Raw genomic sequence first — 16044 nt, forward strand, 5'->3', positions numbered from 1 at the left:
AGAGTTCGGTAGGGGAGATCGGAATTCCTGGTGTAGCGGTGAAATGCGCAGATATCAGGAGGAACACCGGTGGCGAAGGCGGATCTCTGGGCCGATACTGACGCTGAGGAGCGAAAGCGTGGGGAGCGAACAGGATTAGATACCCTGGTAGTCCACGCCGTAAACGTTGGGCACTAGGTGTGGGCGACATTCCACGTCGTCCGTGCCGCAGCTAACGCATTAAGTGCCCCGCCTGGGGAGTACGGCCGCAAGGCTAAAACTCAAAGGAATTGACGGGGGCCCGCACAAGCAGCGGAGCATGTGGCTTAATTCGACGCAACGCGAAGAACCTTACCAAGGCTTGACATACATCGGAAACGGCCAGAGATGGTCGCCCCCTTGTGGTCCGGTGTACAGGTGGTGCATGGCTGTCGTCAGCTCGTGTCGTGAGATGTTGGGTTAAGTCCCGCAACGAGCGCAACCCTTGTTCTGTGTTGCCAGCATGCCTTTCGGGGTGATGGGGACTCACAGGAGACTGCCGGGGTCAACTCGGAGGAAGGTGGGGACGACGTCAAGTCATCATGCCCCTTATGTCTTGGGCTGCACACGTGCTACAATGGCCGGTACAATGAGCTGCGATGCCGTGAGGTGGAGCGAATCTCAAAAAGCCGGTCTCAGTTCGGATTGGGGTCTGCAACTCGACCCCATGAAGTTGGAGTTGCTAGTAATCGCAGATCAGCATTGCTGCGGTGAATACGTTCCCGGGCCTTGTACACACCGCCCGTCACGTCACGAAAGTCGGTAACACCCGAAGCCGGTGGCCCAACCCTTGTGGAGGGAGCCGTCGAAGGTGGGACTGGCGATTGGGACGAAGTCGTAACAAGGTAGCCGTACCGGAAGGTGCGGCTGGATCACCTCCTTTCTAAGAGCACATAGCCGACTACGGACGAACGATCCGTACGGTTGCTCATGGGTGGAACGTTGACTACTCGGCACTTTCCTGAAGGGATCACTAGTACTGCTTCGGCGTGGAACGTGGGTCTGGAGGGTGGGTGTCGGGCACGCTGTTGGGTGTCTGAGGGTACGGCTGTATGGCTGTCCTTCGGTGCCGGCCCCAGTGAACTCGATGCTTTGGTGTCGGGGTGGTGGGTGGCTGGTCGTTGTTTGAGAACTGCACAGTGGACGCGAGCATCTGTGGCCAAGTTTTTAAGGGCGCACGGTGGATGCCTTGGCACCAGGAACCGATGAAGGACGTGGGAGGCCGCGATAGGCCCCGGGGAGCTGTCAACCGAGCTGTGATCCGGGGGTGTCCGAATGGGGAAACCCGGCAGTCGTCATGGGCTGTCACCCGCTGCTGAACACATAGGCAGTGTGGAGGGAACGCGGGGAAGTGAAACATCTCCAGTACCCGCAGGAAGAGAAAACAACCGTGATTCCGGGAGTAGTGGCGAGCGAAACTGGATGAGGCCAAACCGTATGCGTGTGATACCCGGCAGGGGTTGCGTATGCGGGGTTGTGGGATCTCTCTTCTGTCGTCTGCCGGCGGCAGGACGAGTCAGAAACCGTTGATGTAGGCGAAGGACATGCGAAAGGTCCGGCGTAGAGGGTAAGACCCCCGTAGTCGAAACGTCAGCGGCTCGTTTGAGAGACACCCAAGTAGCACGGGGCCCGAGAAATCCCGTGTGAATCTGGCGGGACCACCCGTTAAGCCTAAATATTCCCTGGTGACCGATAGCGGATAGTACCGTGAGGGAATGGTGAAAAGTACCGCGGGAGCGGAGTGAAATAGTACCTGAAACCGTGTGCCTACAAGCCGTGGGAGCGTCGCATCGAGTGCTTGCACTTGGTGTCGTGACTGCGTGCCTTTTGAAGAATGAGCCTGCGAGTTTGCGGTGTGTTGCGAGGTTAACCCGTGTGGGGAAGCCGTAGCGAAAGCGAGTCCGAAGAGGGCGACCTAGTAGCGCGCCCAAGACCCGAAGCGGGGTGATCTAGCCATGGGCAGGTTGAAGCGGAGGTAAGACTTCGTGGAGGACCGAACCCACCAGGGTTGAAAACCTGGGGGATGACCTGTGGTTAGGGGTGAAAGGCCAATCAAACTCCGTGATAGCTGGTTCTCCCCGAAATGCATTTAGGTGCAGCGTCGTGTGTTTCTTGCCGGAGGTAGAGCACTGGATAGGCGATGGGCCCTACCGGGTTACTGACCTTAGCCAAACTCCGAATGCCGGTAAGTGAGAGCGCGGCAGTGAGACTGTGGGGGATAAGCTCCATGGTCGAGAGGGAAACAGCCCAGAGCATCGACTAAGGCCCCTAAGCGTACGCTAAGTGGGAAAGGATGTGGAGTCGCAGAGACAACCAGGAGGTTGGCTTAGAAGCAGCCACCCTTGAAAGAGTGCGTAATAGCTCACTGGTCAAGTGATTCCGCGCCGACAATGTAGCGGGGCTCAAGCGTACCGCCGAAGTCGTGTCACTGCAGCATGAGACCTAACGGTTGTTGTGGTGGGTAGGGGAGCGTCGTGTGCCGGGTGAAGCAGCGCCGGAAGGTAGTTGTGGACGGTTCACGAGTGAGAATGCAGGCATGAGTAGCGATACACACGTGGGAAACGTGTGCGCCGATTGACTAAGGGTTCCTGGGTCAAGCTGATCTGCCCAGGGTAAGTCGGGACCTAAGGCGAGGCCGACAGGCGTAGTCGATGGACAACCGGTTGATATTCCGGTACCCGCTTTGAAGCGCCAAACATCGAATCCTCTGATGCTAAGCCCGTGAAGCCGCCCTGAGCTCTTCGGAGTGTAGGGGAGTGGTGGAGCCGGTGACCCGAGGTGGTAGTAGGTGAGTGATGGGGTGACGCAGGAAGGTAGTCCAGCCCGGGCGGTGGTTGTCCCGGGGTAAGGGTGTAGGGCGTCACGTAGGCAAATCCGCGTGACATATAGTCTGAGACCTGATGCCGAGCCGATTGTGGCGAAGTGGATGATCCTATGCTGTCGAGAAAAGCCTCTAGCGAGTTTCATGGCGGCCCGTACCCTAAACCGACTCAGGTGGTCAGGTAGAGAATACCGAGGCGTTCGGGTGAACTATGGTTAAGGAACTCGGCAAAATGCCCCCGTAACTTCGGGAGAAGGGGGGCCATTCCTGGTGATGAGTTTTGCACTTGGAGCTGGGGGTGGCCGCAGAGACCAGCGAGAAGCGACTGTTTACTAAAAACACAGGTCCGTGCGAAGCCGTAAGGCGATGTATACGGACTGACGCCTGCCCGGTGCTGGAACGTTAAGGGGACCGGTTAGCTCCATTTCGGTGGGGCGAAGCTGAGAACTTAAGCGCCAGTAAACGGCGGTGGTAACTATAACCATCCTAAGGTAGCGAAATTCCTTGTCGGGTAAGTTCCGACCTGCACGAATGGCGTAACGACTTCTCGACTGTCTCAACCATAGGCCCGGTGAAATTGCACTACGAGTAAAGATGCTCGTTTCGCGCAGCAGGACGGAAAGACCCCGGGACCTTTACTACAGCTTGATATTGGTGTTCGGTTCGGCTTGTGTAGGATAGGTGGGAGACTGTGAAGCATGCACGCCAGTGTGTGTGGAGTCGTCGTTGAAATACCACTCTGGTCGTGCTGGATGTCTAACCTGGGTCCGTGATCCGGATCAGGGACAGTGTCTGGTGGGTAGTTTAACTGGGGCGGTTGCCTCCTAAAGGGTAACGGAGGCGCCCAAAGGTTCCCTCAGCCTGGTTGGCAATCAGGTGTTGAGTGTAAGTGCACAAGGGAGCTTGACTGTGAGACCGACGGGTCGAGCAGGGACGAAAGTCGGGACTAGTGATCCGGCGGTGGCTTGTGGAAGCGCCGTCGCTCAACGGATAAAAGGTACCCCGGGGATAACAGGCTGATCTTCCCCAAGAGTCCATATCGACGGGATGGTTTGGCACCTCGATGTCGGCTCGTCGCATCCTGGGGCTGGAGTCGGTCCCAAGGGTTGGGCTGTTCGCCCATTAAAGCGGTACGCGAGCTGGGTTTAGAACGTCGTGAGACAGTTCGGTCCCTATCCGCTGTGCGCGTAGGAGTCTTGAGAAGGGCTGTCCCTAGTACGAGAGGACCGGGACGGACGAACCTCTGGTGTGCCAGTTGTTCTGCCAAGGGCATGGCTGGTTGGCTACGTTCGGGAGGGATAACCGCTGAAAGCATCTAAGCGGGAAGCCTGCTTCGAGATGAGGACTCCCACCCACTTGATGGGGTAAGGCTCCCAGTAGACGACTGGGTTGATAGGCCAGATATGGAAGCCGGGTGACCGGTGGAGTTGACTGGTACTAATAGGCCGAGGGCTTGTCCTCAGTTGCTCGCGTCCACTGTGTAAGTTCTGAGGCAACGAACAGTTGCCGGCTTTGAGCAGAACCACTTAATTGAAGAGTGTGCTTGTTCGCTCGAAACCGATAGGGTTTCGGTGGTCATAGCGTTAGGGAAACGCCCGGTTACATTCCGAACCCGGAAGCTAAGCCTTTCAGCGCCGATGGTACTGCATGGGGGACCGTGTGGGAGAGTAGGACGCCGCCGAACAATATTTCATGGACCCTTGGTCCCAGCGTTCACGCTGGGACCAAGGGTCCATTTGTTTTTTGTAGAAACGCAGCATTTTTGTCGAAGCGCAGATGCCGGGCACCTGCGCGAGAATGGCTGCGGTACCTCAAGACAGGAGTCACGTCGATGTCCACCAACTCTCCCGACGGCCGATCGGGCGGCGACCGTCACGGCGGTTCGCGGGGCGGCTTCCGCCGTGACCAAGACCGTGGCGGCTTCCGTGGCGGCCGTGACGACCGTGGTGGCCGCAGCGGCGGTGGCTACGGCCGGCGCGACGACGATCGTGGTGGCTTCCGCCGGGACGACCGCCGTGACGACCGTCCGTCCTTCCGGCGTGATGAGCGGCGCGATGACCGGCGTGATGAGCGTGGGCCGCGTCGGGACGACGACCGTGGCGGCTTCCGTCGCGACGACCGGCGGGACGACCGCGGTGGGTTCCGTCGTGACGACCGTGGCGGGCGGCCCGGTGGTGGTGGCTACGGCCGGCGTGACGACGATCGTGGTGGTTTCCGCCGCGATGAGCGTCGGGATGACCGTCCGTCGTTCCGGCGTGACGAGCGACGGGACGACCGGCGCGACGACCGGCGCGACGACCGGGGCGACGACCGGGGCGGGTTCCGTCGGGACGACCGGCCCTCGTTCCGTCGTGACGACCGTGGCGGGTTCCGTCGCGATGACCGTCCGTCCTTCCGTCGTGACGACCGGCGTGATGAGCGGCGCGATGACCGGCGTGATGAGCGTGGGCCGCGTCGGGACGACGACCGTGGTGGCTTCCGTCGCGACGACCGGCGGGACGACCGTCCGTCCTTCCGGCGCGACGACCGCCGTGACGAGCGCGGTGGTTTCCGTCGGGACGAGCGTCGGGATGACCGTCCGTCGTTCCGTCGGGATGACCGGCGTGACGATCGGCGCGACGACCGGGGTGGGTTCCGGCGTGAGGACCGGCCCTCGTTCCGTCGTGACGACCGTCGTGATGAGCGGCGTGATGAGCGTGGGCCGCGTCGGGACGACGACCGTGGCGGCTTCCGTCGCGACGACCGGCGGGACGACCGCGGTGGGTTCCGGCGCGACGACCGTGGCGGGCGGGCCGGCGGTGGTGGGTACGGCCGGCGTGACGACCGGGAGCGTCAGGGCGGTGGCTACCGGGGGCGGGACGACCGTTCCCGTGGGTACGGGCGCCGTGACGACCGGGACCGTGACCGGGACCGGGACCGCGGTGACCGCGAGCCCGTGAAGCGTCTGCCGATTCCGGACGACGTGACCGGTGACGAGATCGACAAGGACGTCAAGCAGGAGCTGATGAGCCTGCCGAGAACCCTTGCCGAGGACGTCGCCCGCAACCTCGTCATGGTCGCCAAGCTGCTCGACGAGGAGCCGGAGCAGGCGTACGCGTACTCCCGCATCGCCCTCCGCCTGGCCTCGCGCGTGGCCGCCGTCCGTGAGGCGGCCGGCTTCGCGTCGTACGCGACCGGCAAGTACGCCGAGGCGCTGGCCGAGTTCCGGGCGGCCCGGCGGATGACCGGTTCGGTCGAGCTGTGGCCCGTCATGGCGGACTGCGAGCGCGGCATGGGCCGTCCCGAGCGGGCGCTGGCCATGGCCGGTGAGCCGGAGGTGCAGAAGCTGGACAAGGCCGGCCAGGTGGAGATGCGCCTGGTGGCGGCCGGGGCCCGCAAGGACATGGGCCAGGCCGAGGCCGCCGTCGTCACGCTGCAGAGCCCGGAGCTGGCCTCCCACTCCGTCCAGCCGTGGACCGCGCGGCTGCGCTACGCGTACGCCGACGCGCTGCTCGACGTCGGCCGGGAGGCCGAGGCGCGCGAGTGGTTCGCCAAGGCTCTGGAGGCCGACCAGGGCGGCACGACGAACGCCTCCGACCGGCTCGCCGAGCTGGACGGCGTGGAGTTCACCGACGTCCTGTCCGAGATCGAGGAGGTCGAGGACGCCAAGGACACGGAGGACGCCGTGACCGAGGAGAAGGCCGAGGAGGACGCCGAGGCGGGGGCCGGGGCCGGGGCCGGAGAGGTCCAGGACGAGGGCGCCGACGCCGAGGGCGGCGAGCGGAAGTGAGCGGAGAGGGCGGAACCCCACGGGGTTCCGCCCTCTTGCTTCGCTCAGTTCAGGGCCAGGCTCCGGAGGACGAGGCCGGTCGCCGGCTTCGGGCCGAAGGAGGTGGACTTGCGGGGCATGGTCACGCCCTGTTCCGCGAGCTCCCGCACCACGTCCTCGTGGACCGGGTGCATGAGGACGGCGGTGCCGCCGTGCCGTTCCGCCTGGTGGACGGCGGCGGCCGTCTCGTGGATGTAGCCGATGTGCTCGGGGTCGTCCTGGACCCGCCACACGTGCTCCAGCAGCGTGGAGTGGAGGACGGTCGCGTCCAGCTCGCGCCAGGCGCGCGGGCGGTCGGCCGGGACGGTGCGGGCCAGCAGCTCCGGGTCCGGGCGGTCCACGAGGTGGAAGCGGCCGTCGCCGGCGAGCAGATAGGCGTTGCCGTGCTCGTCCGCCTTCGACGCCTCGGCGAGGGCGTCGAGCGCGGCGGGCAGCTCCGCGCCGAGGGTGCGGACGCGGAACGAGCCGGCGAGCGCGGCCAGGGCGTCGGCGACCGGCAGCCTGTGCAGGAGCCGGTGGATGGCGCGGACGCGCAGCGGGTAGCGGGCGGTGTCCACGAGCAGGACGAGGCCGAAGTCCCAGGGGCCGGGCGCCGGTTGCTCGGCGCGCAGCCGCTGGTAGGTCGCCCAGCGGTGGTGGCCGTCGGCGATCAGGGCGTGCTGTCCGGAGAGGTCGCCGGCGATGCGGGCCAGGTCGTCCGGGTCGGTCACGGACCACAGGCGGTGGGCGAAGCCGTCCTCGGTGGTCGTGGAGAGCAGCGGCGTCGTGCGGATGACGCGTTCGATGACGGCGGCGGCGCCGGTCGCGGAGCCGTCGCCCCGGTAGGAGAAGAGCAGGGGCTCCAGGTTGGCGCCGGTGTCGCGCATCAGGGCGGCGCGGTCCTCGACGATGTGCGGCATCACGTCCTCGTGGGGGAGGACGACGCCCTCCTCGGGGGGCGTCACCCGCAGCGCGCCGATCAGGCCGCGCTGGAGGATGCCGTCGCCGCGCTGCTCGTAGACGTAGAGCGCCGGTACCGGGTCCGCGGCGAGGATGCCCTCCTCCTGCCAGCGGCGCAGGGTGTCGGCGGCCTGGCGGTGCCGGTCGGCGGCGGTGGCTGCCTGCGGGAGGATGAGCCGGACGATGTTGTGCGGGTCCGCGGTCTCGAGGTGGCGCAGGCCGTCGGGCCGGACGACGACGTCGTACGGTGGCGAGGTCACGGCGGCGAGGCTGCCCACCCGTTCGGGGACGTAGCGCAGCCCTCGGAAGGGGGCGAGCCGGAGACCCTGCCCTGTGCGGAGACCTTGCCCTGCGTGGTCCGGAGTGCTCATTCCGAAATTGTTATGGCCTGCGGCCGGATGAGCAATGATCGAAAACAGAGACGAACAGCACAGATGAACGGCACGAGGAGCGAATCCTTTATGAACGAGAGCGTGCGGACCCGGCCGGAGGGCTGCGAGCGGCCGCTGAGCGCGGCGTACGACACGGCGCTGCTCGATCTCGACGGCGTCGTGTACGCGGGCGGGGCGGCGATTCCGCACGCGGTGCGTTCGCTGGAGCTGGCCCGTGAGGGCGGGATGCACCTCGCCTACGTGACGAACAACGCGGCCCGGACGCCGGAGACCGTCGCCGGTCATCTGACCGAGCTGGGGATTCCGGCGGCGCCGGAGGACGTGATCAACTCGGCGCAGGCGGTGGCCCGGCTGATAGCCGACGAGCTGCCGGGCGGTTCGCGGGTGCTGGTGATCGGGGCGGAAGGGCTGCGGGTCGCGCTGCGGGAGCGCGGGCTGGTGCCGGTGGAGTCGCTGGACGACGGGCCGGTGGCGGTGGCGCAGGGGTACGGCGGGCCGGAGATGCCGTGGTCGCGGCTGATGGAGGCGTCGTACGCGGTGGCGCGGGGGTTGCCGTGGTTCGCCTCCAACACGGATCTGACCATTCCGACCGGGCGGGGGATCGCGCCGGGGAACGGGTCGGCGGTGGAGGTGGTGAAGATCGCGACGGGGCGGTCGCCGCGGGTGGCGGGGAAGCCGCAGCCCCCCATGCACCGGGAGACGGTGCTGCGGACGGGGGCCCGTCGGCCCCTGGTCGTCGGGGACCGGCTCGACACGGATATCGAGGGGGCGTGGGTCGGGGGCGTCGACTCGTTGCTGGTGCTGACGGGGGTGACGACGGCGGCGGAGCTGCTGGCCGCCCGGCCGGAGCACCGGGCCACGTATGTGGCGGAGGATCTGCGGGGGTTGCTGGAGGCGCAGCCGGCTGTGGTGGAGGCGGCGGAGGGCTTCCGGTGCGGGGGGTGGACGGCGTCCGTCCGGGACGGGGAGTTCGTCCTCGACGGTGAGGGGGCTGCTGCCGACGGGCTCCGGGCGTTGTGCGGGGCGGCGTGGAGCGCGGCGGGGGACGGGGCGTGTGACGCCGACCCGGGGAAGGTACTGGGGCGGTTGGGCTGGTAGGCGGGGGCCTGCCGTGGGGCGGGCGGGGCGGGGGGTTTCGCCCCCGGCCCGGCCCCTGCTCCCCGGCCCCTGCTCCCCCGGCCCCTTGTCGGGGCTCCGCCCCGGGGCCGTGCCGTACGGGGACGGAGGCTGAGCGGTCAGCTCAGTTCCGCCAGAAGCTCTTCCTCCGTCTTTCCCTTGCGCCAGTAGCCGGTGAAGGTGATGCGGGTGCGGTCGACGGCGCGGTCGTTCACCAGGTGGCGGCGGAGGGTGCGGATGGTGCCGGCCTCGCCGGCTATCCAGGCGTAGGGGGTGCCGTCGGGGAGGGACGCGGTGCGGACGGCGTCCACGACCGTAGGGTCCTTGCCGCGGATCAGCCAGGTGATGTCGGCGTCGGCGGCGGTGGGCAGGGGGGTGACGTCGTCCTCGTGCGGGACCTCGATCCAGACCTTGGCCGGCATCCCCGGGGGGAGCCAGGAGAGGATGCCCGCCACGGCGGGGAGGGCCGATTCGTCGGCGGTCAGGAGGGTCCAGCCGGTGTCCGCGGGGGGCTGGTAGTCGACGCCGCCGTTGTCCTCGACGACGGGGGCGAGGAGGGCGGCGCGGTCGCCGGGGCGGGCGGTGCGGGACCAGTGGGAGGCGGGCCCGGCCTCGGGGCCCGCGCCGTGCTGGACGAAGTCGACGTCCAACTCGTCGGGATCGCGGCGCAGTTCGCGCACGGTGTAGGTGCGCATGACGGACCGTACGGCCGGGTCCTGGGCGCGCCACTCCGCGTACCAGCGCTCGTCCCGTACGTCCGGCAGCACCGGCGCGTCCTGGCCGGGGCGCGGCAGGAAGAGCTTGAAGCGCTGGTCGCGGCCGCCTGTGACCAGTTCGCGCAGGCGGTCGCCGGTGAGGGTGACGCGGATGAGGGAGGGGCTGACGTGCCGCGTGCGGACGACGTGGACGTCGAAGAAGCGGTAGGTGGGCGTCGTCATCGGAGCTTCTTCGCCTTCTCCAGGGCGGCGGTGAGGTTGTCCAGGAGGGGGGCGCTGCCGGCCCAGGAGAAGCGGGGCTCGCTGAGCCAGGGGCTGACCTGGCCGGCCTCGACGGCGGGGAGCTTGGCCCACGTGGGCTTGGCGGCCAGGTCCTTGGGCTGGAGGGTGGAGGTCCGGCTGTCCAGGATGATCAGGTCGGCCTCGTACTTGTTGGCGTTCTCCCAGCTGAGGCTCTCGAAGTAGCCGCCCTTGTCGAGCTTCTGCGGGACGACGAAGTCGACGCCGAGCTCGCGGAAGTACATGAGGTCGGCGTTGACGGCCGGGTTGGAGACGTAGAAGAGGTCGGCGCTGCCGGAGGCGGCCATGACCTTGAGGCGGCGGGACTTGGCGGTCTTCCGCAGGGTCTCGGCGGCCTTCTCGAACCGGGCCTTGGCGTCGGTGACCTTCTTCGCCCGGAGGTCGGCGCCGAGGGAGGCGGCCAGGTCGGCGTGGCGCTCGATGATCCGGGGGAGGGGGACGCGGGCGGAGGTGAGGGCGACGCTGGGGGCGAGGCCGAGGATCTTGTCCTTGCTCTCGTCCGGGACGTACCAGAGCGCGCCGGGGTCGAACATGGTGGTGACGAGGAGTTCGGGGTCGAGGGCCGCGTACTTCTCGACGGCGAACTCGCCCCAGGTGTTGCCGATGATCTTCACCTTGTCGACGTCGATGTCGCCGGCCTGCGGGTCGGGCTTGCCGTTCTTGAGCTTCGTCGGGCCGAAGACGCCGACGCACTCGACACCGAGGTCGTGGAGGGCGGCGGCGGTGCCGGTGAAGGCGACGATGCGGCGGGGGGTGCTGCCGGCCTTCACCGTCGTGCCGCGGTCGTCCTTGAAGGTCCACGGGCCGCCGCCGGAACCGCCCGTGTTTCCCGAGGACTTGGAGGAACCGCCCCCGCAGGCGGTGAGGAGGGCGCCGGCGCCGAGGGCGCCACCCGCCGCGAGGAGGCCGCGGCGGGACAGTACTGTGGTGCGGGGGGTGCTCATGGGGTGGTGCTTCTCTCCGTGGGGGACGGTGCGATGAGGGTAGGCTAACCTAACTCAAGTGTTGGCTGTCGCTTCCCCCCAAGCCCCGCCGGGCGCCGCCCCCGAGGCCGTGCCCCGCCGGAACGTCCGGCGCGTCGTGGGACTGTTCGTCTCCGCCGGGCTCCTGCTGCTCGTCGTGGCCGCCTCGTTCGCGGTCGGCGCCAAGCAGGTTCCCCTGGACCAGGTCTGGCACGGCCTCTTCCACTACTCCGGCAAGGAGACCGACGTCGTCGTCCGGGACGTCCGCGTCCCCCGCACCCTGCTGGGGCTGCTGGCCGGTGCGGCGCTGGGGCTCGCGGGGACCGTGATGCAGGCCCTCACCCGCAACCCCCTCGCCGATCCCGGTCTGTTCGGCATCAGCGCCGGTGCCGCGGCCGCCGTCGTCTCCGGCATCAGCTTCCTCGGCGTCACCTCGCTGGACGGGTACGTCTGGTTCGCCTTCGCCGGCGCGGCCGTCGTCTCGGCGGTCGTCTACGTGCTCGGCGGCGGCCGGGGCGCCTCGCCCGTGCGCCTCGCCCTGGCGGGCACCGCCGTCACCGCCGCCCTCAACGGCTACGTCTTCGCCGTCGAACTCACCGACTCCGCCGCGCTGGACCGCATGCGCTTCTGGACGGTCGGCTCGCTGGCCTCCGCGAACGCGACGGTCGTCGGGCAGGTGGCGCCCTTCGTCGGTGCCGGCGTCGTCCTCGCCCTGGCGCTCGCCCGGCCGCTCAACGCGATGGCCCTCGGCGACGACCAGGCGCGGGCGCTGGGCACGCGGCCGACGCCCACCCGGGTCCTGGGCCTGGCCGCCGTCACCCTGCTGTGCGGCGCGGCGACCGCCGCCTGCGGGCCCGTCGTCTTCGTCGGCCTGATGGTGCCGCACGCCGTCCGTTCCTTCACCGGCCCGGACCTGCGCTGGGTCCTGCCGTACGCGGCGGTCCTCGCGCCGGTCCTGCTGCTCGGCACGGACATCCTCGGCCGGGCCGTCGCCCGGCCCTCCGAGCTCCAGGTCGGCGTCGTCACGGCGCTGGTCGGCGGGCCGGTCTTCATCCACCTCGTCCGGCGCCGAAGGATGGCCAGGCTGTGAGTGTCCTCCGGAGCCGCGTCCTGCGGACGCAGGGGCTGTCCGTACGGGTCGAGGTGCGGGCCGTGCTCGTCGTCCTCCTGCTGGTGGCCGTCGCGCTGGCCGTCTCCGTCGTGCTCGTCGGCACCGGCGACTATCCGCTCTCGCCGGCGGAGGTGGTGCGGACGCTGACCGGCGGCGGCACGGCCGCCCAGGAGTTCGTCGTCAACGAGCTGCGGCTGCCGCGGGTGCTGGTCGCCCTCCTGGTGGGTGCCGCGCTCGCGCTCTCCGGCGCCGTCTTCCAGTCCGTCTCCCGCAATCCGCTGGGCAGTCCGGACGTGCTCGGGCTCGGGCAGGGCTCCACGGTCGGGGCGCTCCTCGTCATCGTCCTCCTCAAGGGCGACCCGGCGGCCGTCGCGGCGGGGGCGCTGGCGGGCGGGCTGCTGACCGGCGCCGCGATCTACCTGCTGGCATGGCAGAAGGGCGTGCACGGGCACCGGTTCGTCCTCGTCGGCATCGCCACGTCCGCGATCCTCGTCTCCGTCATCGGCTACCTGCTGACCAAGGCCGACCTCACGGACGCGGCACGCGCCACGCTGTGGATGGTCGGCTCGCTCAACGGCCGTGACTGGAGCCAGGTGTGGCCGCTGCTGTGCGTCTGCGCCGTGCTCGTCCCCGTCCTCCTCGGGCAGGCGCGCGGCCTGCGCATGCTGGAGATGGGCGAGGACGCGGCCCACGCGCTCGGTGTGCGGGTCGGGCGGACCCGGCTGACCGCGCTGACCTGCGCGGTGCTCCTCGCCGCCGGCGCGACGGCCGCGGCCGGGCCGATCGCCTTCGTCGCCCTCTCCGCGCCGCAGATCGCCCGGCGGCTGACCCGGTCGCCCGGCCCCTGCCTGGTGGCGGCCGCCTGCACCGGCGCGACCCTGCTGGTCACCGCGGACTGGGCCGCGCAGCGGCTCTTCGGGGCGGACCGGCTGCCCGTGGGGGTGCTCACCGGCATGCTGGGCGGTTGCTATCTGCTGTGGCTGCTGTATGCGGAGCGCAAGGGCGGGCGGGTGTGAGGGGGTTGACGGGTGGTGTGGTGAGCGCCGTCGTGAGCGCCGTCATGGGTGCTGTTGTGGTGGTGGACGTTGTGGTGATGGATGTGGTGGTGGATACGACCGTGATGACCGGAATGACTAAGGAGACCCCAGCATGAGCCGCTTGAAGGCCGACTCCGTCACCCTCGCCTACGACCGGCGGGTCATCGCGGAGGACCTCTCGGTGGAGATCCCCGACAACTCCTTCACCGTCATCGTCGGGCCCAACGCCTGCGGCAAGTCCACGCTGCTGCGGGCGCTTTCGCGGATGCTCAAGCCGGAGGCGGGTTCCGTGCTGCTGGACGGGCAGGCGATCGGGTCGTACCCGGCGAAGAAGGTGGCGCGCATGCTGGGGCTGCTGCCGCAGTCGTCCGTGGCGCCGGACGGGATCACCGTCGCCGACCTCGTCGCACGCGGGCGCTACCCGCACCAGGGGCTCCTGCGGCAGTGGTCGCCGGAGGACGAGCAGGTCGTGCGCGAGTCGATGGAGTCGACCGGGGTCGCGGCGCTCGCCGACCGGTACGTCGACGAGCTGTCGGGCGGGCAGCGGCAGCGGGTGTGGATCGCGATGGCCCTCGCCCAGCGGACGCCGCTGCTGCTCCTGGACGAGCCGACGACCTACCTCGACATCCAGCACCAGATCGAGGTCCTCGACCTGTGCGCCGAGCTGCACGAGGAGCAGGGGCGGACGCTGGTCGCCGTCCTCCACGACCTGAACCACGCCGCTCGGTACGCGACGCATCTGATCGCGATGCGGGACGGGAAGGTGGTGGCGGAGGGAGCGCCGGCGGAGGTGGTGACCTCGGAGCTGGTGGAGCGGGTGTTCGGGCTGCGGTGCGAGATCATCGACGATCCGCAGACGGGGACGCCGTTGGTGGTGCCGGCGGCGCGGAAGGTGCGGGCGTCGGCGGGGGCGGCGGCAGGGGCGGCGGCGGTGGCCGCAGCGGGGTGAGGGTGGCAGCGGGGTGAGGATGCCCCCGCCCCGCCCTGATCCGTTTTCGCAGGGGCTCCGCCCCTGCGGCACCCCGACGCGCGCGTGCCGCGCGACGGCGGGGGCTGCGCCCCCTGCGCCCCGGCTCGCGCTGCCGCGCGGTGGCGCGGGCTGCGCCCGCGAGCCGCGGGTGGGCGGGGCTTCGCCCCGGCATCCCACCGGGGGCTTCGCCCCCCGCCCCCCTGACCGGGGCTGCGCCCCGCGCCCCGGGCTCCGAAGTGCCAGGGGGCGCCCCCATCTCTCAGGCACCGGGCGGGGGGCTGATTCAGCCCCCCCGCCCGGCCGTCCGGCCCGCCCGCCCGGCCCGCCCAGCCCTCCGGCCCTTGCGGACCACACGGCGGAGCCGCACCGCAGGAGGGGCGGCGCGGCCGGCGCAGGCCGGGGGCCGGTGCTCGCCCGGAGGAAACGGCGAAAGGGCGGGGTGGGGGAAGGAACCCCTACCCGGCGCTACAGGATCGCGCGGAGCCGGAGGACGTCGCGCAGGGACGCTTTCAGGCGGATGCGGCCGGTGGCCCAGGCGCGGGGGAAATCGAGGTGGCCGTCGACCAGGGCGATCAGGTCGTCGCCGGTCATCTCCAGCGCGATCTCCGCCTGCCGCTCGGGCACACCGGGGACCGAGCGGAGTTCCCGGATGTGCCCCTCCCGCAGGTGGCCCACGAAGGTCACGTCCAGGTCCGTCACGTGGCAGCTGAGCGAGCGGTCCGGCATGGCCGCGCCGCGGAGGCCCGCGTCGGCACCCGCGAGGTTCTCCGCCAGTCTGTCGAGTGCCGCGCGGCACTCCTCGGTCGTCGCCATCGCACTGGACGGTACCCGAGCGGGAGGCGAACACGGGGTAGCGTCGAGGGCATGACCGACATCGACCGGGCCCCCACGGGGCACCCCGAGGTGGACGCCCACCTCGCACGGCTCGCGGACGCCGACCACCTCGACGCGGACGGTCACCTCGCGGTGTACGAGGATGTACACCGAGGACTGAAGGACGTCCTCGCCTCACTCGACAACAGGAGCTGAACCGCACGTGGCCGTGACCCGCCGACGACTCGACGCTGAGCTGGTGCGCCGGAAGCTGGCCCGTTCCCGCGAGCACGCGAGCCAGCTGATCGCCGCGGGCCGGGTGACCGTCGGCGGCACCACGGCGACCAAGGCCGCCACCCAGGTGGAGACCGGCGCCGCGCTCGTCGTCGCCCAGGACGACAGCGACCCCGACTACGTCTCCCGCGGCGGGCACAAGCTCGCCGGCGCGCTCGCCGCGTTCGTCCCGAAGGGGCTGCGGGTCGAGGGCCGGCGGGCGCTCGACGCCGGCGCCTCGACCGGCGGCTTCACCGACGTCCTGCTGCGCGCCGGCGCCGCGCACGTCGTCGCCGTCGACGTCGGCTACGGACAGCTCGCCTGGTCGTTGCAGAGCGACGACCGCGTCACCGTCAAGGACCGCACCAACGTCCGCGAGCTGACGCTGGAGCAGATCGACGGGAAGCCCGTCGACCTCGTCGTCGGCGACCTGTCCTTCATCCCGCTCGGCCTCGTCCTGCCCGCGCTCGTGGCCTGCACCGCCCCCGGCGCCGACCTCGTGATGATGGTCAAGCCGCAGTTCGAGGTCGGCAAGGAACGGCTCGGCAGCGGCGGCGTCGTCCGCAGCCCCGAGCTGCGCGCCGAGGCCGTCAAGGGCGTCGCCCGCCGCGCCGCCGGGCTCGGCCTCGGCGTCCTCGGGGTCACCGCCAGCCCGCTGCCGGGCCCCTCCGGCAACGTCGAGTACTTTCTGTGGCTGCGCGCCGGTGCGCCCGAACTGGACCCGGCGGACGTTGACCGTGCTGTGGCGGAGGGGCCTCGTTGACCACG

General features: G+C 69.2%; 12 protein-coding genes and 3 rRNA genes. 11 read left to right on the top strand and 4 right to left on the bottom strand.

Annotated features, from left to right (window positions below):
- From AC230_RS22410 to AC230_RS22430, 5 genes are all read left to right on the top strand, one after another.
- Positions 1-901, top strand: a 16S ribosomal RNA gene (locus AC230_RS22410); the annotation flags it as partial.
- Between the two features lie 274 nt (positions 902-1175).
- Positions 1176-4300 (top strand): 23S ribosomal RNA (locus tag AC230_RS22415).
- 106 nt (positions 4301-4406) lie between these two features.
- A 5S ribosomal RNA gene (gene rrf, locus AC230_RS22420) occupies positions 4407-4523 on the top strand.
- A gap of 217 nt (positions 4524-4740) precedes the next feature.
- Positions 4741-5778, top strand: coding sequence for a hypothetical protein (locus AC230_RS22425; protein ID WP_078871496.1), 1038 nt, complete (start codon positions 4741-4743; stop codon positions 5776-5778).
- Between the two features lie 65 nt (positions 5779-5843).
- Complete coding sequence (locus tag AC230_RS22430; RefSeq protein WP_198535615.1) at positions 5844-6608, top strand: tetratricopeptide repeat protein; 765 nt, start codon at positions 5844-5846, stop codon at positions 6606-6608.
- Positions 6609-6652: 44 nt separating this feature from the next.
- Here AC230_RS22430 and AC230_RS22435 read toward each other — a convergent pair whose 3' ends face one another.
- Positions 6653-7957: a DUF1015 family protein gene (locus AC230_RS22435; protein WP_049718153.1), complete on the bottom strand. Its 1305-nt coding sequence runs from the start codon at positions 7955-7957 to the stop codon at positions 6653-6655.
- Positions 7958-8047: 90 nt separating this feature from the next.
- On the opposite strand from AC230_RS22435, the gene AC230_RS22440 reads away from it, so the two are divergent.
- On the top strand, positions 8048-9076 hold the full coding sequence (locus tag AC230_RS22440; protein WP_049718154.1) for an HAD hydrolase-like protein: 1029 nt from the start codon (positions 8048-8050) through the stop codon (positions 9074-9076).
- 137 nt (positions 9077-9213) lie between these two features.
- Here AC230_RS22440 and AC230_RS22445 read toward each other — a convergent pair whose 3' ends face one another.
- Both AC230_RS22445 and AC230_RS22450 read right to left on the bottom strand, forming a co-directional pair.
- Positions 9214-10032 (bottom strand): siderophore-interacting protein, encoded by an 819-nt coding sequence (locus AC230_RS22445; RefSeq protein WP_049718155.1) that lies wholly within the window; start codon positions 10030-10032, stop codon positions 9214-9216.
- On the bottom strand, positions 10029-11054 hold the full coding sequence (locus AC230_RS22450) for an ABC transporter substrate-binding protein (RefSeq protein WP_049718156.1): 1026 nt from the start codon (positions 11052-11054) through the stop codon (positions 10029-10031). The genes AC230_RS22445 and AC230_RS22450 overlap by 4 nt, the downstream gene beginning before the upstream one ends.
- Before the next feature lie 109 nt (positions 11055-11163).
- Between AC230_RS22450 and AC230_RS22455 the strand changes: the two genes are divergently transcribed.
- The 3 genes from AC230_RS22455 to AC230_RS22465 all read left to right on the top strand — a co-directional run bounded on the left by AC230_RS22455 (position 11164) and on the right by AC230_RS22465 (position 14169).
- A complete protein-coding gene (locus AC230_RS22455; protein WP_198535616.1) occupies positions 11164-12162 on the top strand; it encodes a FecCD family ABC transporter permease in 999 nt (332 codons plus the stop codon).
- Positions 12159-13199: a FecCD family ABC transporter permease gene (locus AC230_RS22460; protein WP_049718157.1), complete on the top strand. Its 1041-nt coding sequence runs from the start codon at positions 12159-12161 to the stop codon at positions 13197-13199. The genes AC230_RS22455 and AC230_RS22460 overlap by 4 nt, the downstream gene beginning before the upstream one ends.
- A gap of 133 nt (positions 13200-13332) precedes the next feature.
- Positions 13333-14169 (top strand): ABC transporter ATP-binding protein, encoded by an 837-nt coding sequence (locus tag AC230_RS22465; RefSeq protein ID WP_049718158.1) that lies wholly within the window; start codon positions 13333-13335, stop codon positions 14167-14169.
- Positions 14170-14655: 486 nt separating this feature from the next.
- On the opposite strand, the gene AC230_RS22470 is transcribed toward AC230_RS22465, so the two are convergent.
- The gene (locus AC230_RS22470; RefSeq protein ID WP_049718159.1) at positions 14656-15003 is read right to left on the bottom strand and encodes a sterol-binding protein; all 348 of its coding nucleotides are present in this window, start codon (positions 15001-15003) and stop codon (positions 14656-14658) included.
- 51 nt (positions 15004-15054) lie between these two features.
- Here AC230_RS22470 and AC230_RS32715 point away from each other — a divergent pair, with 51 nt between their 5' ends.
- Positions 15055-15219 (top strand): hypothetical protein, encoded by a 165-nt coding sequence (locus tag AC230_RS32715; RefSeq protein ID WP_157868642.1) that lies wholly within the window; start codon positions 15055-15057, stop codon positions 15217-15219.
- Between the two features lie 13 nt (positions 15220-15232).
- Positions 15233-16039 (top strand): TlyA family RNA methyltransferase, encoded by an 807-nt coding sequence (locus AC230_RS22475; RefSeq protein ID WP_049718820.1) that lies wholly within the window; start codon positions 15233-15235, stop codon positions 16037-16039.
- Positions 16040-16044: the final 5 nt, after the last annotated feature.

It is taken from the genome of Streptomyces caatingaensis, from assembly GCF_001187435.1.
Taxonomy (GTDB): Bacteria; Actinomycetota; Actinomycetes; order Streptomycetales; family Streptomycetaceae; genus Streptomyces; species Streptomyces caatingaensis.

Bases quoted from the DNA above. Each gene is read 5' to 3' on its own strand.
- AC230_RS22435 (WP_049718153.1), bottom strand. From the start codon at position 7,957: ATGAGCACTCCGGACCACGCAGGGCAAGGTCTCCGCACAGGGCAGGGT.
- AC230_RS22465 (WP_049718158.1), top strand. From the start codon at position 13,333: ATGAGCCGCTTGAAGGCCGACTCCGTCACCCTCGCCTACGACCGGCGG.
- AC230_RS22445 (WP_049718155.1), bottom strand. From the start codon at position 10,032: ATGACGACGCCCACCTACCGCTTCTTCGACGTCCACGTCGTCCGCACG.
- AC230_RS22470 (WP_049718159.1), bottom strand. From the start codon at position 15,003: ATGGCGACGACCGAGGAGTGCCGCGCGGCACTCGACAGACTGGCGGAG.
- AC230_RS22450 (WP_049718156.1), bottom strand. From the start codon at position 11,054: ATGAGCACCCCCCGCACCACAGTACTGTCCCGCCGCGGCCTCCTCGCG.
- AC230_RS22430 (WP_198535615.1), top strand. From the start codon at position 5,844: ATGAGCCTGCCGAGAACCCTTGCCGAGGACGTCGCCCGCAACCTCGTC.
- AC230_RS32715 (WP_157868642.1), top strand. From the start codon at position 15,055: ATGACCGACATCGACCGGGCCCCCACGGGGCACCCCGAGGTGGACGCC.
- AC230_RS22440 (WP_049718154.1), top strand. From the start codon at position 8,048: ATGAACGAGAGCGTGCGGACCCGGCCGGAGGGCTGCGAGCGGCCGCTG.